24 protein-coding genes and 2 tRNA genes are annotated in these 25,361 nt (G+C 34.3%); 22 read left to right on the top strand and 4 right to left on the bottom strand.

The features are described from left to right. Positions 1-31: 31 nt before the first annotated feature. From FCN74_RS00750 to FCN74_RS00695, 12 genes are all read left to right on the top strand, one after another. Complete coding sequence (locus tag FCN74_RS00750) at positions 32-472, top strand: serine O-acetyltransferase (RefSeq protein WP_138930688.1); 441 nt, start codon at positions 32-34, stop codon at positions 470-472. Next, positions 465-1,511, top strand: coding sequence for a glycosyltransferase (locus FCN74_RS00745; protein WP_138930687.1), 1,047 nt, complete (start codon positions 465-467; stop codon positions 1,509-1,511). Before FCN74_RS00750 ends, FCN74_RS00745 begins: the two co-directional genes overlap by 8 nt. A 224-nt stretch (positions 1,512-1,735) precedes the next feature. Next, complete coding sequence (locus tag FCN74_RS00740; RefSeq protein WP_138930686.1) at positions 1,736-3,352, top strand: alginate lyase family protein; 1,617 nt, start codon at positions 1,736-1,738, stop codon at positions 3,350-3,352. 94 nt (positions 3,353-3,446) lie between these two features. Next, on the top strand, positions 3,447-4,682 hold the full coding sequence (locus FCN74_RS00735) for a glycosyltransferase family 4 protein (RefSeq protein ID WP_138930685.1): 1,236 nt from the start codon (positions 3,447-3,449) through the stop codon (positions 4,680-4,682). Beyond that, positions 4,675-5,817, top strand: a complete 1,143-nt coding sequence (locus FCN74_RS00730) for a carboxylate--amine ligase (RefSeq protein WP_138930684.1) — start codon at positions 4,675-4,677, stop codon at positions 5,815-5,817. The genes FCN74_RS00735 and FCN74_RS00730 overlap by 8 nt, the downstream gene beginning before the upstream one ends. Continuing rightward, the gene (locus FCN74_RS00725; RefSeq protein WP_138930683.1) at positions 5,818-6,663 is read left to right on the top strand and encodes a polysaccharide deacetylase family protein; all 846 of its coding nucleotides are present in this window, start codon (positions 5,818-5,820) and stop codon (positions 6,661-6,663) included. 745 nt (positions 6,664-7,408) lie between these two features. Continuing rightward, positions 7,409-8,317: an NAD-dependent epimerase/dehydratase family protein gene (locus FCN74_RS00720; protein ID WP_138930682.1), complete on the top strand. Its 909-nt coding sequence runs from the start codon at positions 7,409-7,411 to the stop codon at positions 8,315-8,317. After that, positions 8,310-8,864: a sugar transferase gene (locus tag FCN74_RS00715; protein ID WP_138930681.1), complete on the top strand. Its 555-nt coding sequence runs from the start codon at positions 8,310-8,312 to the stop codon at positions 8,862-8,864. Before FCN74_RS00720 ends, FCN74_RS00715 begins: the two co-directional genes overlap by 8 nt. Before the next feature lie 2 nt (positions 8,865-8,866). Further along, positions 8,867-9,304 carry a dTDP-4-dehydrorhamnose 3,5-epimerase family protein gene (locus FCN74_RS00710; protein WP_138930680.1) on the top strand — a complete coding sequence of 146 codons (438 nt, stop codon included), beginning with the start codon at positions 8,867-8,869 and terminating at the stop codon, positions 9,302-9,304. 240 nt (positions 9,305-9,544) lie between these two features. Continuing rightward, a complete protein-coding gene (locus FCN74_RS00705; RefSeq protein WP_138930679.1) occupies positions 9,545-10,834 on the top strand; it encodes an OmpA family protein in 1,290 nt (429 codons plus the stop codon). Positions 10,835-12,136: 1,302 nt separating this feature from the next. Next, positions 12,137-12,748: a sugar transferase gene (locus FCN74_RS00700; RefSeq protein ID WP_138930678.1), complete on the top strand. Its 612-nt coding sequence runs from the start codon at positions 12,137-12,139 to the stop codon at positions 12,746-12,748. A gap of 290 nt (positions 12,749-13,038) precedes the next feature. After that, complete coding sequence (locus FCN74_RS00695; protein ID WP_246062521.1) at positions 13,039-13,323, top strand: hypothetical protein; 285 nt, start codon at positions 13,039-13,041, stop codon at positions 13,321-13,323. Positions 13,324-13,936: 613 nt separating this feature from the next. On the opposite strand, the gene FCN74_RS00690 is transcribed toward FCN74_RS00695, so the two are convergent. Then, a tRNA-Pro gene (locus tag FCN74_RS00690) sits at positions 13,937-14,011 on the bottom strand. A gap of 85 nt (positions 14,012-14,096) precedes the next feature. Continuing rightward, positions 14,097-14,180 (bottom strand) — tRNA-Ser (locus FCN74_RS00685). Between the two features lie 163 nt (positions 14,181-14,343). Between FCN74_RS00685 and FCN74_RS00680 the strand changes: the two genes are divergently transcribed. From FCN74_RS00680 to FCN74_RS00650, 7 genes are all read left to right on the top strand, one after another. Continuing rightward, the gene (locus FCN74_RS00680) at positions 14,344-15,036 is read left to right on the top strand and encodes a CoA transferase subunit A (protein ID WP_138930677.1); all 693 of its coding nucleotides are present in this window, start codon (positions 14,344-14,346) and stop codon (positions 15,034-15,036) included. Positions 15,037-15,077: 41 nt separating this feature from the next. Further along, positions 15,078-15,467 (top strand): four helix bundle protein, encoded by a 390-nt coding sequence (locus tag FCN74_RS00675; protein ID WP_138930676.1) that lies wholly within the window; start codon positions 15,078-15,080, stop codon positions 15,465-15,467. Between the two features lie 7 nt (positions 15,468-15,474). After that, on the top strand, positions 15,475-16,128 hold the full coding sequence (locus tag FCN74_RS00670; RefSeq protein WP_138930675.1) for a 3-oxoacid CoA-transferase subunit B: 654 nt from the start codon (positions 15,475-15,477) through the stop codon (positions 16,126-16,128). Between the two features lie 5 nt (positions 16,129-16,133). Then, the gene (locus FCN74_RS00665) at positions 16,134-16,679 is read left to right on the top strand and encodes a CopD family protein (protein ID WP_138930674.1); all 546 of its coding nucleotides are present in this window, start codon (positions 16,134-16,136) and stop codon (positions 16,677-16,679) included. Between the two features lie 7 nt (positions 16,680-16,686). Then, positions 16,687-18,147 carry a sensor histidine kinase gene (locus FCN74_RS00660; RefSeq protein WP_171047074.1) on the top strand — a complete coding sequence of 487 codons (1,461 nt, stop codon included), beginning with the start codon at positions 16,687-16,689 and terminating at the stop codon, positions 18,145-18,147. Continuing rightward, a complete protein-coding gene (locus tag FCN74_RS00655) occupies positions 18,144-18,926 on the top strand; it encodes an enoyl-CoA hydratase-related protein (RefSeq protein WP_138930673.1) in 783 nt (260 codons plus the stop codon). The genes FCN74_RS00660 and FCN74_RS00655 overlap by 4 nt, the downstream gene beginning before the upstream one ends. A gap of 282 nt (positions 18,927-19,208) precedes the next feature. After that, a complete protein-coding gene (locus FCN74_RS00650; RefSeq protein WP_138930672.1) occupies positions 19,209-19,646 on the top strand; it encodes a retropepsin-like aspartic protease in 438 nt (145 codons plus the stop codon). A 15-nt stretch (positions 19,647-19,661) separates the two neighbouring features. Here FCN74_RS00650 and hemA read toward each other — a convergent pair whose 3' ends face one another. Then, positions 19,662-20,921, bottom strand: a complete 1,260-nt coding sequence (gene hemA / locus FCN74_RS00645; RefSeq protein ID WP_138930671.1) for a glutamyl-tRNA reductase — start codon at positions 20,919-20,921, stop codon at positions 19,662-19,664. A 204-nt stretch (positions 20,922-21,125) separates the two neighbouring features. Between hemA and FCN74_RS00640 the strand changes: the two genes are divergently transcribed. The 3 genes from FCN74_RS00640 to FCN74_RS00630 all read left to right on the top strand — a co-directional run bounded on the left by FCN74_RS00640 (position 21,126) and on the right by FCN74_RS00630 (position 24,322). Next, positions 21,126-22,016: an AraC family transcriptional regulator gene (locus FCN74_RS00640; RefSeq protein WP_138930670.1), complete on the top strand. Its 891-nt coding sequence runs from the start codon at positions 21,126-21,128 to the stop codon at positions 22,014-22,016. Positions 22,017-22,301: 285 nt separating this feature from the next. Continuing rightward, positions 22,302-24,014 carry a tetratricopeptide repeat protein gene (locus FCN74_RS00635; RefSeq protein WP_171047073.1) on the top strand — a complete coding sequence of 571 codons (1,713 nt, stop codon included), beginning with the start codon at positions 22,302-22,304 and terminating at the stop codon, positions 24,012-24,014. Continuing rightward, positions 24,014-24,322, top strand: coding sequence for a DUF4286 family protein (locus FCN74_RS00630; RefSeq protein WP_138930668.1), 309 nt, complete (start codon positions 24,014-24,016; stop codon positions 24,320-24,322). The genes FCN74_RS00635 and FCN74_RS00630 overlap by 1 nt, the downstream gene beginning before the upstream one ends. A 31-nt stretch (positions 24,323-24,353) precedes the next feature. Here FCN74_RS00630 and FCN74_RS00625 read toward each other — a convergent pair whose 3' ends face one another. Continuing rightward, on the bottom strand, positions 24,354-25,331 hold the full coding sequence (locus FCN74_RS00625; protein WP_138930667.1) for a polyprenyl synthetase family protein: 978 nt from the start codon (positions 25,329-25,331) through the stop codon (positions 24,354-24,356). Positions 25,332-25,361: the final 30 nt, after the last annotated feature.

Raw genomic sequence — 25,361 nt, 5'->3', positions numbered from 1 at the left:
ACAAGTACGTATTTAAAGCGTAATAATAATTATGAAGCCAATAATTTTATTTAGATTCTCACATTTTCTTTTTAAACATAGCATTCCCTTTTTACCTAAAATAATAACAATTGTTATCCGTTTTTTGTATGCGTGTTATCTTCCAGCCAGTTTAAAAGCAGGTAAGGGTTTAAAGCTCGGTTATGGTGGATTAGGAATTGTGATACATAATAGATGTATTATAGGAGATAATTGTCATATTGACCAAAATGTCACTTTAGGTGGTACTTCTAAAAAATACGAAGTACCTGTAATTGGTAACAACGTTTATATTGGTGCTGGTGCAAAGGTAATAGGTCCAGTAATAATAGGAGATAATGTTGTAATAGGTGCAAATGCGGTAGTTGTCAAAGATATCCCATCCAAATCATTAGTTGTTGGTGTACCTGGTAGAATAATCAAAACAGAAATAAAAATGTCTGATTATGCATAGTAAAAAAATTCTTATTATTGGACCAATTCCTATCGTAGGGATTGAAAGTACTATTGGGGGCTCAACTGTTTTAATGAAGTCATTTGTTGAATACTGCAAAACTAATGACATTAATTATGATTTCATACAATCTAATAAATATCTTGGGTATTTTGCTACGATAAAAAGAATTGGTTTCATTTTTATTCAAATAATGCTTAAAATTCATTCGGCTCAAATTATAATGTTAAATGCAACATTGAGACCTGCCTTTTTCTTATCTCCATTATTACTTATTTTTTCAAGGGTGTTCAAAAAAAAAATCGTATTCAGAAAATTTGGTGGTAATTTCCATTTACTATATCAAAATAGTCCAAATTGGAAGAAAAAAATAGTTAAGTATGGAATATTAAATGCTGACCTTATATTTTTTGAAACAATTGAAATGGTTACCTTTTTCAAAAAATTAGTTGTCGATAAAAATAAAGTACATTGGTTTCCAAATGTTCGGAAAAAAACGGAAGTTTCAAAGCAATCAAATAATTACCAACGTAGATTTGTATTTATTAGCCATGTTAAAAGAACGAAAGGGATTTTTGAAATACGCGATGCGGCCAAAAGACTTTCTGATGAATATACTATTGATGTTTATGGTCCAATTACAGATAAAATTATAACAAAAGATGTTTTCAGTAATTGTATAGTAAAATATAAAGGCACTTTACAACCTCAAGAGGTTATTTTAACATTAGCGCAATATGATATATTATTGTTACCTACTTATCATCCAGGTGAGGGATATCCTGGAATTATTATTGAGGCTCTTTCGCTTGGGATACCTGTAATTTCGACTAATTGGAATGCTATACCTGAAATCATTGAAAATGGTAGAGAAGGACTTTTAATAGAGCCTCAAAATTCACCTGAATTATATAAAGCAATTACTTCAATTACTAATAAAAATTATTTTGAATTTAGTAAGAATGCTTTTGTTCAATTTGGTAATTTTGAAGAAAAAACTGTATATGAAAATGTTATTAAGATAATGATGGAAAAATAGTATAGATACAGCAAGTTAATTATTGAATGTTTACTAAATATTTTTCTAATTTGAAATTAACAAATCTGGGGCCTTTTTAGTTCCATTTTTTTAATTGAGTTTTTTTCTATCCCAAATATAATAAAATACATTCTATACAAGCTTGAGAAAATGCAGCATTCCAAAACTGTGAAACAATAAAACTACTAAGCGGATTTTAATAACTCTTTTGAATATTAATTTAAATGAATAAACTTCACTTAATTCTTCACACGGTAAAACATCTTCAACCCATCCAAATCCTCTACCAACTCTGGTATAGGCTGCGCAGGATGTGGCGAAAAGCAACTGGTTTTAAGTATCCTCTTTCAATTGAAAAGCAGGGTATTCCGGCAAGACTCCAACCGTGGTTTGAAAAACCGGTTTCTTTTTCTGATGGGTCATTCACATTATTAAACCTTTCAAAAAAATATGTAGCTGGAAACATTAATTGGAACGAACCGGATCACGGCAAACTCTGGGCCTACAATCTCAACTACATGGATTACCTGCTCCAACCCGGCATGGACAAACAAACCGGCCTACAACTCATTGAAAATTTCATCCAATACCTGCCCCAAAACCCAACCGCTTTAGAACCCTATCCCATCGCATTAAGAGGAATCAACTGGATTAAGTTCCTAAGTAGCAACGTCATTGCTAGGGAAGCGAAGCAACCAGCCGAAATCCAGCACATCAACTCTTCCCTCTATTCCCAATACCTCATCCTTTTCGACAACATCGAATATCACCTCCTAGCCAATCACCTTCTCGAAGACGGCTTCAGCCTTTTATTTGGAGGCTTCTATTTTTTGGACCAAAAACTTTACAACAAAGGCAAAGAAATTGTTGAGAAAGAGCTAAAAGAACAAATTCTTGACGATGGCGCCCATTTCGAGCTCAGCCCAATGTACCATCAAATCATCCTCGACCGGCTGCTCGATTGTATTAACCTTGTGAAAAACAACCAACGATTTAACAACCAGCAACAACTGTTAGAGTTAATGAAAGAGAAAACCCAAAAAATGCTTTCGTGGCTCAACAACATGACCTTCTCCACCGGCGAAATACCCTTACTTAATGACTCAGCCCCATGCATTGCACCAACAACGCAACAACTTAACAAATACGCATTAAGCCTAAAATTGCAACCTGCAACCTGCAACCTGCAACTTGGTGCTTCCGGCTACCGCAAATTCTCCACCCCCTCCTACGAATGCATCATCGACATTGGCCAAATCGGTCCTTCCTACCAACCCGGTCATGCCCATGCCGATACCTTCAACTTGATATTGAATGTAAAAAATGAACCAGTTATTGTCGATACCGGAATATCCACTTATGATTCCGGAGAAACCCGTTTAAAAGAAAGGGAAACCGCAGCACACAATACCGTAACGGTACAGGATAAAAACTCATCAGAAGTTTGGTCGTCGTTCCGGGTAGCCCGACGTGCAAAAGTTAATGTACTAAAGAACGATAAGAATAACATCATAGCTCAACACGATGGCTACAAAAAATTAGGTACGGTGCATCAGCGCGAATGGCATTTTACCGACAATGCAATTGAAATAATAGATACATTAATTGGTAAAGAGCAAGAGGGTAAATCCCATATCTGGATTTCATCTCAACAAAAACCAATAAAAGGCGATAATTATATTGAAATTCAAGATGCAGTTTTCAAATTTGAAAATGTATTAAATATTAAATTAATCCCAACCAAAATACCTGTAGGTTATAATCAATTTTCAAAAAACTTTAAAATTGAGATTTCATTCAAAAACAAGCTTCATACATATATAAATATTTTTAATTTATAGCCAATGTACCACGCATGGTTCGGCGCAAACCACAACCGCAATTGATTTGAACATTTGAGTTCCATTAATTATCTTAAAAAATAAATTTAAACGAATGCATATTCTTGTAATTTCTCAGCATTATTATCCGGAAATGGGTGCCCCAGCAGCCAGATATTATGATTTCTCAAAGTATTGGATAGAAAAAGGCCATAAAGTTACTGTCGTTACAGCCTTTCCTAATTTCCCGGATGGTAAAATTGACAAAAAATACAAATGGAAGTTTCTTCAAAAGGAAAAAATAAACAACGTTAATATAATACGGACTTACATTTGGGCAAGTCCAAAGCTAAGGTTTATAGATAAAACACTTGGTTATATTACGTTTACCATTTCAAGTTCTCTTTATTTAATATTCAACAGAATCAGATATGACCTAGTTATAGCAACCTGTCCTCCTCCAAATGTTGGAATTCCAGCATTAATTGTAAAAAAAATCAAAAAAATCCCCTTAATAGTTGACATGCGTGATTTGTGGCCTGAGGGATTAATTAATAGTGGTCGTTTAAAAAACAAATACATAATCAACTTTTTGACATGGCTTGAGAAAAAAATATATTCTAATTCATCTTTGATAACCGTTGTGACCAACGGAAAAAAAGAAAATTTAATTAAAAGAGAAATAGATAAGCCCATAGAAGTTATATCAAACGGTGTTGATATAGATGCAATTGATACTGCACAGCTTGAAGATGTTGAATTAATCAAACTATTTTCCAAATATGAAATTAATTTTCTTTATGCTGGTGTATTTAATCCGTCACAGGGTTTATCTGTAATCGTAAAAGCAACAAAAATATTAAACGAAAAATACCAAAACCAGAAGAAATTTGGTGTAATATTAATTGGTGATGGATCTGAAAGAATAAAAATTGAACAATTAAAAACTGAACTAAATACATCTAATGTTCATATTTTAGGCATTAAACCAAAAGAAACTGTATTTAGTAGTCTTAAGAAAGCAAGAGCTATTCTCATAACTTTAAAAAGAAGAAAAGACAGACACACGATTCCTTCAAAAATATACGAATCTATGGCAAGCAATCGTCCTCTATTATTTAGTGCCGGTGGTGAAGCTGAAGAGATAGTTAAAAATATTCAAGCAGGTTTAATAAGTCCCCCGGAAGATGTGAATAGACTAGTTATTAATATGGACAAATACATTTCTGATAAAAAATTAGCTGATGAGCATGGGAAGAATGGTTATGTATTTTGCAAAAATAATTTTGATCGTAAAAATTTGGCAATTCATTTTTTAAATAAGATCATAAATTTAAAAAACTATGATTAAAAAAATATTAATACTGGATGGTCACACAAGACAAACACTGCCAATGAGTAAAGCTTTAAAAAAAGCAGGTCATTTTGTTACATTATTATGTCCTAATAAAGTGTGTATGGGCTATGTTTCGCGATGGCCTGATAGAAAATTTATATGTCCAGATGCTAAAACTCATCCACAAGATTTCATTCAGAAGCTCACAGTAATCTTGAAAAAAGAAACATATGATTTGGTAATTCCACATTTTGATTATTCTGCAAAAATTATTTCTGAAAATAAAGATATACTTTCAAAATATTCAAAATTGGCAGTTAATGATTTTAATATTTTCATGAAAGCAAGGGATAAATCTGAAACAATGAGACTTTGCATGGAAAATAATATTCCTCATACCAAAACTTATTACTCTGGGGAAAATCCAATACCAAAAAACATATTAAATCATATTGAATATCCTGTTGTCATAAAACCAGTATTTGCAGAAAGTGCAAGAGGTTTTCATAAAATTGAAAATCCAGATCAAATTGAAAGTATTTTTGATGAAGTAGTAAAACAATATGGAAAAACATTAATTCAGGAATATATACCACAAACAGATATTCAGTATAAATGCGAAGTTTTTATTGGTAATGACAATGAAGTTAAAGCAGCAGTTGTTTTTAGTAAAGTCAGATGGTATCCGGTTGATGGGGGCTCAAGTACATTTAACCTTACAGTTTCACGTTCCGATATTGTTAATACTTGCACTAAGCTATTAAAAAAGATGGAATGGAAAGGCTATGCTGATGTTGATCTTATTCAGGATCCACGTACCGGAGTTGCTAAAGTAATGGAAATAAATCCTAGAATTACCGGCAGTGTAAAAATAGCTTTTGATGCCGGTGTTAATTTTGCTAACATGATTGTGGATGATGCTTTTGGAAAAAAAATTGTACCAGTTGAATATGAAACAGGAATAGGGTTAAGAATGTTTCATAAAGATATTTTATGGTTTATCAAATCTTCAGATCGCTTTATAGCAAAACCAAGTTGGTTCAATTTTTTTGATGGTACATCATCAGACCAAATCATTTCATTATCTGACCCTTTACCAAGTATATTCTTTACTCTCGAAGGACTATTTAAACTTTTTAAAGGCCGATAAATGAACATCCTAACTTTCGACATAGAAGAATGGTTTCATGTATTTGAAAACCACAACAATACGAATGAGACTGAATGGGCGACTTTTGAAAAGAGGTTGCCCTATATGATTGATTCGATTCTTTCTTTATTAGCTAAGAACAAGATTAAGGCAACCTTTTTTTGTGTAGGTTGGATCGTAAGGGAATATCCTGAGATTATTAAAAAAATAGATGACTTAGGTTTCGAAATAGGTAGTCATTCAGACCTTCATAAACTTGCTTATACATTAACGCCAAAAGAATTCGATAGTGATTTAAAATCCTCTATTGATTCAATTGAACAATTAATTAGCAAAAAGGTTATTTCATATAGGGCGCCAGGGTTTTCAATTACACAGGATAATTTATGGGCTTTTGATTCATTAATTAAGAACGGTATATTATATGATAGTTCTGTATTTCCGATTGAAAGAAGATTTGGAGGAATTAAAGGTATGCCATCAAATAAACCATTTATAATTGAGAAAAATGGATCCATTTTGAGAGAATTCCCGATGAACTCAGCTAATATATTTGGTAAGCAAATAGTTTTTTCAGGTGGTGGTTTTTTCAGGATATTACCTTATCAAATTATTAAATCACTAGTTGCAAACTCTGAATATTTGATGACCTATTTACATCCAAGAGATTTTGATAATCAACAGCCATTTAAATCATTAACATTGTCTCGACATATCAAGAGTAGAATTGGCACTAAAAAATCATTGGCAAAGCTTGAAAAACTTTTGAAAAACTTTGAATTTGTTGATGTTGAGCAAGCTTCCAAACAAGTAGATTGGGATAAAGCGGAAGTATTTCGTTTTTGATTTTTATCCAGCTAATCAAATTGGGCAGTATAATAAGTCGAAGTAAATTTTAACCTTAGTAAGTTGCAAAAATTTTAAAAGAGTACGATACGGATAAGACCATTTTTTTAAAATTCATCTACAAGAATAACAAGTATTTAATCATTGGAAATACTGAAGAGGTTTAAAAAAAAAATTAAACTTAAGGTCTTAGAAAAAAAACGGGTACACAAATAATTTAAGTTATTTACCTGTGCCTTTTTTTAATTGTAGATGAATTTAATTACTTTAAAATTAGTGGTGTTATAAACAATCTAAATCCAGATTATATTAGGGAGTCTTTAGGTGCTCCGAAACAAGAGTTTTTTATGAGCAAGTTACTTCCTCATATTAACAGGGGTGTTATGTTAAGGGTACAGCAAACAATTATTTTTCTGTAGAAATTATGGACATTTCATCATGGACAAAAAAAGCACATGTAGTATGGATTTATAGACTATTTACTGAGCCAAAAAAACAAATGAAAAAGTTGCAATCTATATTTATTACATTTCCTAAAATCATTAACGAGGAAAAAATTAAAAAGAGAATGAACTTACTAAAGGAATGCTATGAATCGCAACAAAAAACTAAAACAATAGAAGTTATCCAATTAAACCTAGATTTAGCGCTTAATTGATGAAACCTCTAAAAAAATTTAAGTCAGGTTTGAAGTTAATGCCGCAGCTGATAAGTATATGAATAGTTACAAAGATTTATTATCATAATGAACATTCTCATAACCGGAAGTACGGGCTTTGTAGGGAAAAACCTCACCAATAGGCTTGATCCCTCAAAATACAAATTCAGCATACTAAATCTGAGGGATGAACAGTGGCCAAATCAAATTCAGCAGAATACGAATGATGCCTATATTCATTTAGCAGGCATTGCTCACGACTTATCCAATAAAAACGATGACAACATCTACTATGAGGTTAATTTTGAACTTACTAAAGATATTTATAATTGCTTCCTTAAAGATGAGAAAGCAAAAACCTTCATTTTTTTTAGCTCTATAAAAGCTTTGGCGGATCAACCTGAGCAAATCCTCACCGAAGGCCTACCTCCTCAACCAAAAACGGTGTACGGGAAGTCTAAATTGTTAGCTGAAAATTATATCCTTGATAACTTACCTTCCAATAAAACGGTGATCATCTTAAGACCTTGTATGATCCACGGTCCTGAGAACAAAGGCAATTTGAACCTACTCCTTAAAGCCGTGAGTTACCATATCCCCTGGATCTTTGGAAGATTTGAGAACAAAAGATCTTATTGTAGCATAGATAACCTTTGTTTTGTAGTGGATAGAATATTGAATACGCCATCAATGAAATCAGGCCTATATCATATAGCCGACGACACCAGCATCAGTACAAATAAGCTCATTAGTATTATTGCTAATGCACTTGGCAAACGATCAATTCAGCTTAATGTTCCTAAGCTAATACTGCTCACGCTCACCAAATTTGGAGACAGGTTAAAACTTCCTATCAATAGCCAGGTTCTAAACAAAATCACAGGCACTTATGAAGTATCGAATTTGAAAATAAAGCAGGAATTAGGGATTAAAAAATTACCTTTGTCTACCGAAGAAGGCTTAAGGAAAACAGTACAACATTATAAGCATGACTAGACTTTTTGATTTTTTATTTTCATTTTTTGGTTTACTGCTGCTTTCTCCTATTTTACTTATATTAATGATCATAGGGTTTTTTGATACGGGTAAGCCTTTATTTATCCAAACTCGGGTGGGTCAGTATAAAAAGCCTTTTCAGCTGATTAAATTCAGAACCATGCACCCCAATACCAAAAGTGTGGCGACGCATTTGGCGAGTCAGAGTTCTATTACCAAATTTGGTAGTTTCCTAAGAAAATCGAAGTTAGACGAGTTGCCTCAGCTAGTCAATGTGTTCAAAGGAGACATGAGCCTTGTTGGGCCAAGACCCAATTTGTTTAATCAGGAAGAATTGATCGAGGAACGGGACAAAAGACAAGTTTATGACGTCCTTCCGGGCATAACAGGACTTTCTCAGGTTAATGAAATTGACATGTCCACCCCTAAGGAACTCGCCATTTCCGATAAAAAAATGATTGACGCTTACAGCTTAAGAACCTACTTTTATTATATCTTTGCAACGGTGAGTGGCAAAGGAAAAGGAGATCGCATCAAAACATACTAAATATGGAAAATAAAACCCCCTTCGTAATTCAACCTGAAACTTTTAAAGATGAAAGAGGTGTTCTCTATGCTTATAATGATTTTAATTTGCAAGAACTAAATATTATTCGGACATTTTCTATAGAGGTGGAAAGTTTTAGAGGCTGGCATGGACATCAGCAGGAGAACAACTGGTTTAAGGTCACTTCAGGAATGTTAAAGATACTTTTGGTTAAGCCTGATGACTGGGTAAGCCCGTCCTTCAATCTCTCACCCCAAGAATATATTCTTAAAGCAGAAGATCACGGCATTTTATTCATCCCGGCCGGCTATGTATCAGCTATTAAATCCTTAAAGGATAATTCATCATTACAGGTTTTTTCTGATAAAAAAGTAGAAGAATCAGTTAAAGATGATTACCGCTTTGACAGCGATAGGTGGTATTATGACTCGTTTATGTAAGTCAGGTTATCTTTGTTGGATGCTGCTTACACTGATTAATAAGTGATAAATACCAACTCTATTTAAATCAAAACCCTACAAACCCTTTTTAAATATTAAAAGCAATTTGGCTTAATTTTTTAGAGAAAGCTTACAAGTTCGGTATTAGGGTAAGCTTACATAAAGTTTTTAAAAATTTAAGTTTCTGTTTCTTGTATTCAGTAAAAAAACTTATTTTTAAACATTATTTAAAAACACATTATGAAAAAAATCACTTTTTACACACTCGCCTTAGTAGTATTCACACAATTCGGATTTGCTCAGGACGATATGAACGTGGATACTCCAGAAGATTACAATAAATGGTCGGTAGATGCAGGCTTAGGGCTTGTTAAAGCCTTTACGCCATTTACGGGAGGATATAAGACTGCTGAGTTTGGCGATTTATCTTACAATCTGTCTGTCCGGTATATGTTCAACGAAAAGTTTGGACTTAAAGTGGGTGGATTTTATTCGCAACTCGAAAACAGCGGAGGATCAACTCCTTTTGAGACAAGGCTGACGACCTTTACAGGAGAAGCGGTTGTCGGTTTAGGCTCAATCCTGAACTTCAATGAATTTGCAGACTGGTTAAATGTCTTAGGTCATGCCGGGGTACAGGTCTCTTCTTTTAATTTTGACGATGCCATCACCAGTTCAGATAACGACAACACCATTGGATTGGTTGCAGGCTTAACTCCACAGGTCAAACTTTCAGATCGCGTGGCTTTATTTGCTGATTTAAGTGTTATCGCCAATGCAAAACATAATGCGGGGATCGATGGAAACCCAAGACCCACCCGTAGAGATTTTGATGGGTTTGTTGCAATGGCTAGTGCTGGGGTAACTTTTTACCTAGGAAGCAACGACAAGCATGCAGACTGGGTTGATAATTATTCTGCTAAAGTATTCGGAGAGCGTATTACTCAATTAGAGAATGAACTGGATGAAATCCAAAATGGTATGATGGATACCGATAGAGACGGCGTGCCGGATTATCTGGACAGAGAGCCTAATACCGTTGCTGGTGTTGCAGTCAATACAAAAGGGGAGTCTATTGATCAAAACAAAAATGGAATTCCGGATGAGCTGGAAACTGCCTTAGATGAAAATTACGTTTCTAAAGCTTATGCCAGTGATGCGATGTCTGCCGATGGATCCAGTATCGTGAAGTCATTAGCCAATGAGGGTATGATCAATGTGTACTTCCAATTTGACAGTACACAACCGGAATATTACTCAGTGAATGCCATCTTCCAGATTGTAAAGTTCATGAAAGCCAATCCAGGATCTGAAGCTGTATTAACTGGTTATGCCGATGAAATTGGCAACTCAGAGTACAATACTACCTTATCTGAGAACCGTGCGAAGCGTGTCTATGATGTAGTCATAGCTGCTGGGATCGACGCTGATCGTCTAAGCTATAAAGCTGGAGGAATTGATAACTCAGTGAGTAAAGATTCTGAAACAGCAAGACAAATGGTAAGACGTGTCACGTTTGAATTGAAATAATATTTAATACCTATTTTAAATATGAATTCCCCGTGAGCTCTGCTCACGGGGATTTTTTGTATATAGTGATGGTCAACTTTGGTTTCCTCTAGGTTTTTAGGTTTGGTGATTCAAGAGTAAGTATGGGTGTGTTTTTTAGCGAAATGTATGTTGATCCTTACTGGATTTCATTATCGAGAACTGTCACTTCGAGTTTTTTCTTTGTTTTTGACAAAGAAAAAGTATCGAGACCTAGTTTAATATAAAAACACCCAACTAAGTTGTAGGCTTCCATAAAAAGTAGGCCGTCTTTAAAAATTTTAGGTTTTAAAACATTATGTTAAAACTCAATTGAGTATATTAACCAAAACAGTCAACGCTATTTTGGGAAACTCACAGGGGCAGTCGTTGTGATCTCCTTCTCATAATCTTTTGTCCTACCGGAGAAGCATCTAGCCGTCAGGAAAACTTCGTTGCTCATGCCTACCTGCTCTGTATCTCATATAAGATGCAAATAGGCAGAGGTATTTCTTGTGGACAAATGAAATTTACTAAGGAAAGATACTTCACTACGTTCAGTATGACAACATAATTCTGATGATAGTAGGAATCTTTTGACAACAATTGAAAGATCAAGTAATTTTGAAGTTTCCAGATGGGATGATATCGGGCATTTCATTCTTTGACTTTGAAAAGAAATACGCAAACCAGATAATTTCAACATATTTAAATTAATTTTGCAAGATGAGTGAATTAAAAACAAAAGATTTGATCAAAGCAAAGAAAAAGCTAGTAAAGAATCTATTAGTATTACAAAAGCCTTGGGTCAGCCTTATATTACTTTAAAAAAAATTTTTATATCGTGTAGACCCGGATGGAAAACAAATAAAGCTAAGGAAAGCGACTTTCGGCACGAAAAAAAGAATAAAAAGATGATCAAAATCAATAATGGCAACGAAACATCTTAGATTGTTTTGCGGTCCTAACGGATCGGGTAAGTCAACGCTAATTGAAGAAATAAATAAGAATTATTATTGTCCGATTAAAATAAAGGAAATACTTTTAATCATCGATGAAATATAGTCTGAGTATGTATGTTCCTTTTTATACCTTGTTTTTAAAAAATTAGCTCATATCATAAAAAACAGTTATTTTAGGTGTATTTTTTCAGCTGTGTATATGATAGTTAAAGTTGAGTCTAAGTTCTTGTTTCAAACAGCGAAGCGGTCATTTCTTTCTTATCGAACAATACTGAATAAGAATTATAAATTAGGATATTTTCTCAATGCTGATGTTTTAAAAAAATTAATATGTAATAATTGAATGATTAGTGAGCCTTTAAGCATTAAACAAAAATTTATTAAAAGACTACTCGATATCAGTCTTTCCTTAATAGGTCTAATATTGAGTTTTCTTTTTTTAGGAATTTTATTGATTTTGACTTCAATCCACACAAAATCCTTTGGTCTTCTAAGCCAAACCCGTATCGGTCAATACGGTAAACCTTTTCAATTACTAAAATTGAAAACTATGATAATTGATGGTGAAGACACTACGTTTATCACCACTTCTAAAGATCCGCGTATTACCAAATTTGGACATTTTCTTCGAAAAACCAAACTCGATGAACTCCCTCAGTTATGGAATGTGCTTTTTGGGGAAATGAGCTTTGTTGGCCCGCGACCCGATGTCTCAGGCTATGCTGATCAATTGGAAGGTGACGATAAAATCATCTTATCTGTTAAACCCGGAATTACTGGTCCGGCATCTTTAGCTTTTAGAGATGAAGAAGAATTGCTAGCCCAAAAAGATAACCCAAAGCAGTATAATGATGAGGTCATCTGGCCTCAAAAAGTCAAGATCAATAAAGCCTATGTTGAAAATTATAGCTTTAAAAATGATCTTATGTACGTGATCAAGACTATTTTAGGATAAATCAAAGATATATTTAATCAATGAATAAGATTTCTACCGGCATTGATAAAAGTATACCTACCTAAAAACAAATTATAGCTTCAATCGAAGAGTCTATCAGCAATGGCGAGTTAAAAACCAGAGATTAGCTTCCTTCTTTAAATGCTTTAAAAAGCAAATATCAGATTTCTAGGGATACGGTCTTAACTGCTTTTTCAGAACTCAAGAACAGGGGCATCATCAACTCCACTGGTGGTAAAGGATATTATGTTGTGAATAACAATATCCGGATACAAAGCAAAGTTTTCTTATTGTTTGACGAATTAAATGCCATAAAGGAAGATTTATATAAGGCTTTGATCAGATATTTAGCAAATGAAGTGCAGATTGATGTATTTTTCCATCATTATGACCAACAATTATTTGCTGATATCATTAAAAAAAATTTAGATACCTATAATTATTACGTCATTATGCCTGCTAATCTGAGGGATATTGAAGCCTGTATCGATTTACTGGAAGACGATAAGGTTTACATTTTAGACCAACTACGCCCCCGAATTATCAAAATATTCTGCAGTCTATCAAGATTATGAGAACGACATTTATAAAGCTTTAAGGCTCCTACAACCCAAAATTGAAAGGTATAAAAACTTTAAACTCATTTATTCTTCAAAAAAGCAATCGGTTGGAATTTTAAAAGGTTTTGAACTGGCTCGAGATTACGGCGTCATTTCTTTTAATGAAACTGTTCTCAAAGAAATCACAGCAGGTGGAATTACTACCATTTCAACAGATTTTAAGTAAATAAGGAAACAACTTTCTGTAATGATATTACAACATAAAGAGGTTCAAATTGCTAATATTAGCCGAGTCAAAGAGAGATCATCACTTTAGCATTAATTTAGAGCTTTTCTCTTCAAAAAAAAGTTTTAACGGTTCTATTTTTGGAGTGGCAGGATTATTAACATGATCCTAAATATGGGGTTGATGCTAAAGAAAAGCCAGCACCTGTCGGTGCCTATGTCTTTTTTTATTTGATTCACTTATCAAAGCAGAGCTTTGAACGCTCACAAATAAAAAAGCCAACAATCAAAAGATTATTGGCTTTTCTTTGTCGGGGTGGCAGTCCCGAAGTTTCGGGAGAACCTGCGACCTTTAATTTTATAATAAAAAAACCAGCAATAAAAAATTGCTGGCTTTTCTTTGTCGGGGTGGCAGGATTCGAACCTGCGACCTCCTGCTCCCAAAGCAGGCGCGATGACCGGGCTACGCTACACCCCGAAAGTGTTTAGAACTTTTTTATAGAGTTGTTCTGAAATCTTTGTGTTCACTGAGCGAAGTCGAAGTGAACTTTTATTTTTTTCTGCGGAGAGACAGGGACTCGAACCCTGGAGACGTGTTACCGTCTACAGATTAGCAATCTGCTGCATTACCACTCTGCCACCTCTCCAATATTTTTATGAACGTTTTTTCTTAAGCGGGTGCAAATATAAATTGACTGAAGACATTTACCAAACAATACATTGTTTTTTTACTGATCTATTTTAAAAAAACAGACTCTTAGCAATATTCAACTTTTAAAATTTGTATTTTAGTCCATCAAATATGAACTTATGATAAACAAAGTTGTGAAAAACGCTCAATCCGCTTTAGAGGGTGTCTCTGATGATATGACATTGATGCTTGGAGGATTTGGCTTAAGCGGCATTCCAGAAAACAGTATCGCCGAACTCGTCAACCGAAAAATCAAAGGTGTGACTTGTATCTCAAACAATGCCGGTGTTGATGATTTTGGTTTGGGGCTACTTCTTCAAAATAAACAAATCAAAAAAATGATTTCTTCTTACGTTGGTGAAAACGCTGAGTTTGAAAGGCAAATGCTGAGCGGAGATTTGGAAGTCGATTTAATTCCGCAAGGCACTTTAGCTGAACGCTGTAGAGCAGCACAGCATGGAGTCCCAGCATTTTATACACCAGCAGGCTACGGTACAGAAGTTGCAGAAGGCAAAGAAGTTCGTGAATTTGATGGAAAACCACATATTCTCGAAAAAGCTTTCAAAGCCGATTTTGCATTTATCAAAGCCTGGAAAGGAGATGAGGCTGGGAATTTAGTCTTTAAAGGTACCGCAAGAAATTTTAATGCCAATATGTGTGGCGCGGCAAAAATAACGGTCGTTGAGGTTGAAGAGTTGGTTAAACCTGGCGAACTCGATCCCAACTTTATTCATATCCCGGGCATTTTCGTGCAACGCATTTATGAAGGGAAACACTATGAAAAACGAATTGAACAACGTACGGTTAGGTAATTTGGTAATTTGAAAATGTGATAATTTGAAAGTTTATTAAGATGAGAAATGATAAAGAAAACCTAATTGTAAAATTAACATTCAAATTTGCGTTGAAAATTATTGAATATACCGAAAAGCTCAGGTCACTTAATAAATTTGAAATGGCCACCCAACTGTTTAAAAGTGGAACTTCGATAGGAGCAAATATTAGAGAGGCTCAGAATGCAGAGAGTAAAGCGGATTTTATTCACAAATTTAAAATTTCTGCAAAAGAAGCAGATGAAACAGAGTATTGGTTAGAATTATGTAAAGTTTCAAAACACTATCCAAACCCAGAAAACGAATTATTTGAAGAACTTGAAGCTATAATTAAAATAATCAGTAAAATCTTGTCGTCTTCCAAGAAAACAAAATTTTCAAATCATCAAATCACCAAATTTTCAAATTAAAAAAAGTATGTTAGATAAAAACGGAATTGCACAACGCATCGCTAAAGAAGTCAAAGACGGCTATTATGTCAATCTTGGTATTGGTATTCCGACTTTGGTAGCCAATTTTGTAAGAGACGATATAGAAGTAGAATTTCAAAGCGAGAACGGCATTTTAGGCATGGGACCATTCCCACTTGCGGGTCAAGAAGATGCCGACCTCATTAACGCAGGCAAACAAACCATTACTGCGCTACCCGGAGCGAGTTTTTTCGACTCAGCAATGAGTTTTGGAATGATTCGTGGTCAACACGTCGATCTAACAATCCTGGGCGCTATGGAAGTTGCTCAAAATGGTGATATTGCCAATTGGAAAATCCCGGGCAAAATGGTCAAAGGGATGGGCGGTGCCATGGATCTGGTCGGATCGGCCAAAAATATTATTGTGGCGATGATGCATACCAATAAGGCTGGCAAGTCAAAACTGTTAAAGTCATGTTCTTTACCCATTACAGGGGTCAAGTGCGTTACTAAAATTGTGACCAATATGGCTGTGTTAGACATTGTAAATGACAGTTTTAGATTACTAGAACGCGCGCCTAGAGTAAGTATTGAAGACATTAAAAAAGCTACTGCTGGTGATTTAATTATTGAGGGTGATATTCCTGAAATGAAATTTTAAAACCTATGACATATCTCTACATCAAAGCTTTGCACATCATATTTGTAGTGACATGGTTTGCAGGGTTGTTTTATATCCCTCGTTTATTTATCTACTACATTGAAGCGCAAAAAAAACCAAAAGTTGAACGAGATGTCTTGACTCCTCAATTAATATTGATGACAAAACGCTTGTGGTATATTATTACTTGGCCTTCAGCCATAATTACCTTAATTTTTGGAGTTTGGTTGTTGGTGTTAAATCCTTCTCTCTTAGCTTTAGGTTGGATGCATATCAAATTACTTTTTATTGTGATTCTATGGTTATATCATCTCAAAAATCATCAATTGTATTTAAAAATGAAACATAACAAACTGACGTGGTCATCTTCTAAAATGCGCATTTGGAATGAAGTGGCTACTATAGTTTTGTTTGCAGTTGTCTTTTTAGCAGTCCTCAAAACAAGTATTGGCTGGGTTTTTGGTGTAGTTGGCATAATAGCTTTAGGCATATTACTAATGATAGGTATTAAAGCCTATAAAAATTACCGCTTAAAAAAGGGCGAAGAATAAATTTAAGATGAAATTTTCATTAAGGCATTCACTTCAACTCAGGATATTTTTATCCATGATCGCTTTAGTGATTCTGGCTGCGGGTTTACTTGTTATTGTCACTTCCTACCACTACAAAAAAGAAGCCGAGCAACTTCATCAAGATAAACTTGAGCGAAAAGAAAATGCCATAAAATCTCATATTGAATATATTAAACGTGTTACTACTTATCCTGTAAAAACAGAAAACCTTCATTTAATATTTAGAGATAAAATCTATGAAATTCAAGATATCCATGAGACTTCAATTAATATATATGATTTGAAAGGGAATCTGTTAAAATCCTCTAAAGCGAGTTTTTATAAAGATAGTTACGAAACACGCATAAAAGACGAAATTTTAGACAGCTTAGCCAATTCTTCTCGTAAAAAGTATGTCAAAAACTTTACAGAAAATAACCAAAAATTCAAATCTTCGTATTCTTACATATTAGATAACTACTTTAAACCTATTGGAATTTTAAACCTTGCTTATGTTGAAGACGATGAGTTTATGGACAAAGAGCTTGAGGATTTTTTAAATCTATTATTGACGGTCAATCTTATTATCTTAATTGTGGCAATTATATTGGCATTATTTTTATCGAAGTACATTACTAAATCTTTAAGCCAAATTAGTCAAAAAATAAAATCGACCAGCCTAGATAAACCTAACCCAAAGATTAGTTTTAAAAAGGCGGGCAGTGAACTCAGACCGTTAATTACAGCTTACAATGACATGATAGATCAGCTTGAAGACAGTGCACAAAAGCTGGCAAAAACCGAACGCGAAGAGGCATGGCAACTTATGGCCAGACAGGTGGCGCATGAAATTAAAAATCCACTAACACCGATGCGCTTGTCAGTGCAAAGCTTTCAAAATCAATTTAAAAACAAAACAGTTTCAAAAACCGATATTGATGAATTTGCCAATACCATGATTCATCAAATCGACACCTTAAGTACAATTGCCACTGCATTTTCAGATTTTGCTAAAATGCCGGTCAATGAAAATCAAGTTATTGAAATTAATGAAGTAATAAAATTGGCTTTAGATATTTTTAAAGGCGAAAATATAAGTTTTAAAACCTCATCAAAACCAATATTTGTTCAAATTGATAAAACACAGTTAATAAGAATTATAACCAATTTAATTAAAAATGCTATACAAGCGACTCAAGACATTGATAATGCTAAAATCACAATTGATGTCAAAGCGTTTCAAAACCAAGCTATGATAAAAGTTAGTGACAATGGTATAGGGATTCCCGATGATATTATAAACCGTATTTTTGAACCTCAATTTACCACCAAAAATTCTGGTATGGGCTTAGGTTTAAGTATGGTAAAAAAAATTGTAAACAACCATAATGGAAATATTGAAGTTAAATCACAATCAAATACTTATACAACATTTATAATCACATTACCTAAAATAAAACAGACATGAGTTATCAAAACATTACATTAAACTATGAAGACCTGACTGCAATTTTACGTATAAACCGGCCCAAAAAACTTAATGCTTTAAATCGCGATACCATTCAAGAACTTCACAAAGCCTTGTTGGAAATTCAAGACGACGACCAAGTCGCTGTAACTATATTGACAGGAGCTGGAGAAAAAGCTTTTGTGGCTGGTGCAGATATTGCCGAATTTGCAGATTATTCGGTTGAAGAAGGAGAAGCGCTTGCAGCCAATGGGCAAAAGAAATTATTTAATATCGTAGAAAACTTCCCTAAACCGGTGATAGCTGCAATAAATGGATTTGCACTTGGTGGTGGTTTAGAATTGGCCATGGCAGCCCATTTTAGAACAGCGTCAACTAATGCCAAAATGGGTTTACCTGAAACATCTCTTGGGGTCATTCCCGGTTATGGTGGAACGCAGCGTTTAGCACAGTTGGTCGGAAAAGGCAAAGCTATGGAAATGATTATGACTGCGGGGATGATAAATGCAGATGAAGCTCACCGTCTCGGTTTAGTCAACCATGTATTTGCACCCGAAGACTTATTAGATCAAACTCAAAGGATAGCAAACAAGATTTCAAAAAATTCTATAGTGGCTATCACATCTGCAGTTGAAGCGGTAAATGCCGGGTTTTCATATAATAAGGATGGTTATGCAACAGAAATCAAAGCCTTTGGTAAAGCTTTTGGCACCGAAGATTTTAAAGAAGGCACACAAGCGTTTTTAAAGAAACGCAAGCCTGATTTTCCTGGAAAATAATTTGGGTTTCAAATATTACTTCTAGGCTTCAAGGCCTTACAGTTTCTAAGACCTCACAAGTCTCACAGACTTGTGAGGTCTGACTTTAGATGAGTGATGTTCGCGTTAGGGATTGCAGTGGAAATCCCGCAGGAGCGACAAAGTGGAGCGACGAGGAATTGGAACGTAAAGCCCGACCCTGACAGAGCTTGCTCTCGTCAGGGGAACGCCCAAATTGTAAAGATTTAAACAAAAGTCTAGGGTTTTATATTTTAATACTGGTGTATATTTGCCCAAAAACAGATGGCATCATTGCGAGAGTTTATGTTGAAAAAAGGTTTTAAACGCATAAAGTTGCGTTATACAGAAACCGATCATTTTGAAGTTAAAGCTTTTATTAACGACGTAGAAGGACGATTTATATTAGATACCGGAGCATCGAGCACTTGTGTTGACTTCAGTCGGGTGAAATTCTTTAAACTCTTTGCCAGAGAAAGTGAAGTCAAAGCCGCTGGCGCCGGAGCAACAAATATGATGACACATGTTTCAGAAAACAATAAACTCAGTCTTGGCGATTGGCTTGAACCTGATGCCGATATTGTAGTTTTTGACCTTAGTCACGTCAATGAAGCACTCCTCAACCATAAAGCTACAGAAGTTGATGGCATCATTGGAGCTGATATTCTCAAAGAGGGTAAAGCTGTAATTGATTATAAGCAAAAAGCTTTATACTTAAAATAGAAATGTAATTGGTTTCTAAGATGAAGATTCAGTTTCTAAATCAAACATTTTTTCTAGCCAAGATATGCCTTCCTCAGTAGTGCCGTTGGCATAACGCAGATGACTAGCAAACTGACGGGTGATTTTATGAATCATGCGCTCTTGAATAATTTCGGCTTGTTGCGCGTCAAAATCCTCTATTTTCTTAGATTGGTAATCAATCTCATCTTCGGCCAAAGTTTGCAATTTAGACTTTATGGCTTGAAGTGTAGGCGCAAATTTACGGGTGTGAAGCCATTCGTAAAACTCTTCTTTTTGCGCTTCAATAATATTTTTTGCTTTGGGAATACACTGTTTTCTGCGTTCTAGAGTTTCATCGGTCATTCTAGACAAATGGTCTAAATGCAATAGACTCACATTGTGCAAATCTGCAACATCATCGGCAACATTTTTTGGTATTGAAAGGTCTAAAATGAGCAATTCTTTTTTAGGATAAATCAATTCTTTTGTAATGGTGGGTTGTTGAGCACCAGTAGCCACAATCAGCACATCTGTTTGTCTAATTTCTGCTTGAAGTTCTGAAAAATCTTTAACATTCAAGTTAAATTTTCCGGCAATTTTTTCTGCCTTATTTTTTGTTCGATTAACTAAGGTAATGTTTTTGTTTTGGGTATGTTTGACCAAATTTTCACAGGTGTTTCGACCAATTTTACCCGTTCCAAATAGCAAAATATTTTTAGAAGATATTTGTTCAACAGTATCTAGTATGTACTGTACAGAGGCAAAAGAGACTGAAGTAATTCCTGAAGAAATTTGAGTTTGATTTTTTATTTTTCGACTGGTTTGAACTAAGGAATTCACCAAGCGTTCTAAAAATGCGTTACTTATTTGTTTCTTTTTGGAGAGATTAAACGAAGATTTGATTTGACTGATAATTTCAAAATCACCTAAAATTTGACTATCAAGACCTGCTGCAACGCTAAAAAGATGATTGATAGCACTGTCGTCGATTAAGGTATACCCTACATCTTGAAAAGTGATTGTATCACCATTTGAGTGTTTGCATAGCAAATTTATAAGCGTTTCTACTTGGCTTGCAAAGCCGTAAACCTCTGTTCTATTACAAGTCGACACCACCATAACGCTGTCTAAATCTTGAGATTTAGCGTCTTCGAGTAATGCCGATTTTTGACTTTGGTTTAGACTAAATAATCCTCTTGTCTTCGCATCAGCCTTTTCGTAATTTAGCCCAATCACACAAAAGTGTGGATATTTTGAAACTTTGTATTCTATCATTGATCAAACAAAAAATTGCTTTACAAAATTAAGACATAAGCATTTTTAAAAATAACGATAAAAGTCCTATTTGTATCGTTTATCGTGAATTTCTTTAAAAACTGATAAATATCAACCTAAAATTGTATTTTTACAGCTATAAAACCCGTTTAAGAGGCAATTGTTTAGATTAATTCTAAATAAAAATTACTAAAACAAATTGAAATGAATTCAAAAAATAACGCTATAAGTTCAGAAGCTGTGTTTGAAATCGAACCTCATGTGATTTTAGCAAGATTGCAAAACCCTTCAGATGATAAAGTGGTATTTGAGTATCCTATAGATGAAAGTTATATTCAATTTCATTTTTGTCTTAAAGGCAGTATATCTTTTGGCTTTAATGAAGGACAATACAGCTTAAGCATTCAGGAAGACAAAAGCCTTTTGTTGTATAATCCCAATCAAAGGCTGCCAGTAAATTTAGAATTAAGTCCAGTATCTTCTGGTGTTTCGGCTTTTATTTCACTAAAAAAACTACACGAACTTTTCAGTGCATCAACACACTATATTGATTTTTTAACTGAAGATAACCGTGACAAAAAGTATTATAGTGAAGACCAAGTTTCAGCCTCAATGGCTGTTGTGTTGAGTCAGATTCTAAATTTTAACCTGCATCCTTCTGTTGAAAAAATATATCTCAAAGCCAAAATTTATGAACTTTTAGGTTTGTTTTTTAATAAACCGGAAGCTGCAAATATTGAACAGTGTCCTTTTTTGATTGATGAAGATAATGTGAGAAAAATAAAGATGGCCAAAGAAATTGCAATTCAACATATGGCCAACCCACCAAGCTTAAAAGAATTGGCTGACGAAGTAGACTTAAGTCTTAAAAAACTCAAGGAAGGTTTTAAAGAAATATACGGTAATACGGTATACGCTTACATTCTTAATCATAAAATGGAGTATGCAAGAAAGCTCCTTGAAAAGGGCAATAAAAATGTAAACGAAATAGGCTTGACTTTGGGATATAGTACGGCGAGCCATTTTATAGCGGCTTTTAAGAAAAAATTTGGAACGACACCCAAAAAATATTTGCAGTCTAAATCTGTTGGTTAATTTGGGGCTTCAGCTGCTCCAAACTGGCATCTGCGGGCTTTCTGTAAAAATATTCAAATTCATTTAACTGGTTGGTGAACTTTTCGAACTGCAATCCCTAAGCCAAAGAAAACAGAGACGTACATCACAAATTTTAATTTATATCACTAAGCTATTCTTAAATCCAGCTCATCTAAAAGTTAAATTTTGTTTATTTGTGTTAGTATGAGGTATTTTAAATTTACTGCTATCATAATTTTGCTCCTACTGGCATCTATGTCTCATGCCCAAAGCATAAGCCTTGCAATGAATTACGTAGACCAAGGCGAATACGAAAAGGCCAAAAGCATATATGAAAAATTATATTATAAAAATTCTAGAAAACAAGATTACCTCCTCGGTTTGGTTAATGTTCACGTTCAACTTCAAGAATATGAAAACGCCCAAAAACTTTTAAAAAACCATATAGCATCATCTAATAGATATCCTAACCTCATGGTCGAATTAGGCTATGTCTTTCAACTAGAAGGCGATAGTTTAAAAGCAAATATATGGTATGATAAAGCTATTGACATCGTCAAAAAAAGATCTGTTTTTGCATACACTACCGGACAGACTTTTCAAAAGCATAACCTTTTAGACTTAGCCATCAAAACTTATGAAATTGCAAAAGCTCATGAACCTAGAATAAATTACAACATTCAATTGGCAAGACTTTATGGTGAAAATGGTAATGAAGAAAAAATGTTTGAAAGCTACTTAGATTTGATTCTGCAAAATGAGAAATACCTCAACGTGATACAACGTAACTTTAGTTCATATATTGACAGTAATCCACAAAATGAAAGCAACGTCACTCTCAAGCGCTTACTTATAAAACGCTTACAACAATCTCAAAATGTGATATATAACCAAATTTTGAGTTGGACTTTTATACAAGAAAATTCATTTAACAAAGCCTTTGCTCAAGAAAAGGCCATTTACAAAAGGACTCAAGACCAGACTTTTAACCGCTTATTTAGCTTAGGGGAAGTTGCTAAAAACGCCAAAAGCTTTGATGAAGCCTTAAAAGTTTACACATTTATTTATGAAGCAACCCCAAATTTAAACATAAAACTCAAAGCGGTTGAGAATTTAATGGATATTCAAATATTACAGGGCAGAGACAAATCTGAGATTGATAATAACTTTAAATCTTACTTTGAACTTTTTGGCTACAGTAATCAGACTATCGACCTTCAATTAAGTTATGCAGCGTTTAAAGCTTTTACAATTGATGACAAAGAAGAAGCCTTGAAAATTTTAGAGCAGTCTTTAACTTATGACCTTAATAGATTTCAGCAGGCCAAAACTCAAATGCTTATGGCTGACGTATTAGTCGCGCAAGAACAGTATAATCGGGCACTTATCAAATACAGTTTAGTAAGCAAACAAGTCAAAAATACGACTTTAGCTCAAGAGGCAAAATACAAAACCGCCATGACAAGCTATTACAAAGGAGATTTTGATTGGGCACTCACGCAACTTAAAGTCCTTAAAAAAGCGACAACACAAACCATTGCAAATGATGCACTGGAAATGTCTAGATTTATAAAAGATGGAAAATCTGAAATTGATTCTACTCAACAAGCCTTAAAAGCCATTGCAAAAGTTGATTTGTTAACTTATCAAAACAAACTTAATCAAGCCCTTGAACAACTCGATGAAGTTATACAAAACACAGATAATTTTCACCTCTTAGATCAAGCCCATTTTAAAAAAGCTCAAATTTTTGAAAAACAACAAAAATATCAGCGTGCTGTAGAACAATATGACAAATTAGTGAATGAGCATTCAGATAGTTTTTTGGTAGATAATGCATTGTTTTCAATGGCAAATATTCAATACGATAAGCTCAATTTAACTGAAGATGCTCAAAAAAATCTTGAGACTTTAATTTTTAACTATCAAGACAGTATATATTTTACAGAAGCTCGAAAATTGTACCGTAAAATCAGAGGCGATCAAAACTTACAATAATGTATATTTTCAATACGACCTTCAATATTGAGCTTAAACTGGTAGATCAGTGTGTAAAGGAAATTGAATTCAATTTAATTTCTGATCTGCTGGACACTGGCTTAATTGAAAAAGCGATATTAACTGAAGTTCTTAGTCAGGATCAATCTGGGAAAACATTTAGCCTTCAATTATTTTACAGTACAAAAGCACACCTGACGCAATTTCAAAAATTTCATAATCAAACTATTGAACAATGGGTAAGAGCTTACAGTGGTAAAGTTTTGTTTTTTCAAACGCCGATGCGAGTCATTGGTGAAAAGGCTTAAAACTATTAAGTACACAAATAGTAAAAATGCTTTACTTTTCCCGTTCAATCACATAATCTACCATATCCATAAGTGAAGACTTATATTCAGACTCAGGATAGTTTTCGAGAATTTTAAGCGCCTCTTTTTGATAGACCTTCATTTGCTTAACGGCATAGTCTAACCCACCATGAGATTTTACAAAATCTATAACTTGGTTAATTCTTTTTTTGTCTTTATTGTGATTTTTAACTGAATTGATGAGCCATTTTTTGTCCTTTGGTTCAGCATGATTAAGGACGTAAATTAAGGGCAAAGTCATTTTTTGCTCTTTGATGTCAATACCAGTGGGTTTACCGATTTTGCGTTCGCCATAGTCAAATAAATCGTCTTTGATCTGAAAGGCCATACCGATGAGTTCCCCAAATTTTCTCATGTTTTCGACGTGTTCTGAATCCGGTTTGACGGCAGCCGCACCAAGACTACAACACGCAGCAATTAAAGTCGCTGTTTTTTGACGGATAATGTCGTAGTAAATATCTTCGGTAATATCCAGTTTTCTGGCTTTTTCTATTTGTAAGAGTTCACCTTCACTCATTTCTCTAACAGCTATCGATATGATTTTAAGCAAATCAAAATCGTCATTGTCAATAGAGAGAAGCAAACCTTTTGACAACAAGTAATCGCCGACCAAGACAGCAATTTTGTTTTTCCAAAGGGCATTCAAGGAGAAAAACCCACGACGCCTATTGGAGTCATCCACTACATCATCATGCACCAATGTAGCGGTATGAATGAGTTCTATGACCGAGGCACCGCGATAAACCCGATCATTGACTTCACCATCAGACACCATTTTTGCCACAAGAAATACAAACATAGGTCGCATTTGTTTCCCCTTACGATTAACAATAAAGTGAGTAATTTTATTGAGTAAAGCCACTTTAGAGGACATGAAGAGCGAAAACTTCTTTTCAAACAACTCCATTTCATGACTAATGGGCGATTTTATTTGGGCGACAACTTTCAATAGAATAAATTTTGAAATGCTAAAATTAAA

The sequence above is a fragment of the Mesohalobacter halotolerans genome (genome assembly GCF_006120725.1).
In the GTDB taxonomy this organism is placed as follows: Bacteria; Bacteroidota; Bacteroidia; order Flavobacteriales; family Flavobacteriaceae; genus Psychroflexus; species Psychroflexus halotolerans.
This window is presented reverse-complemented; position numbering and strand designations above follow the sequence as displayed.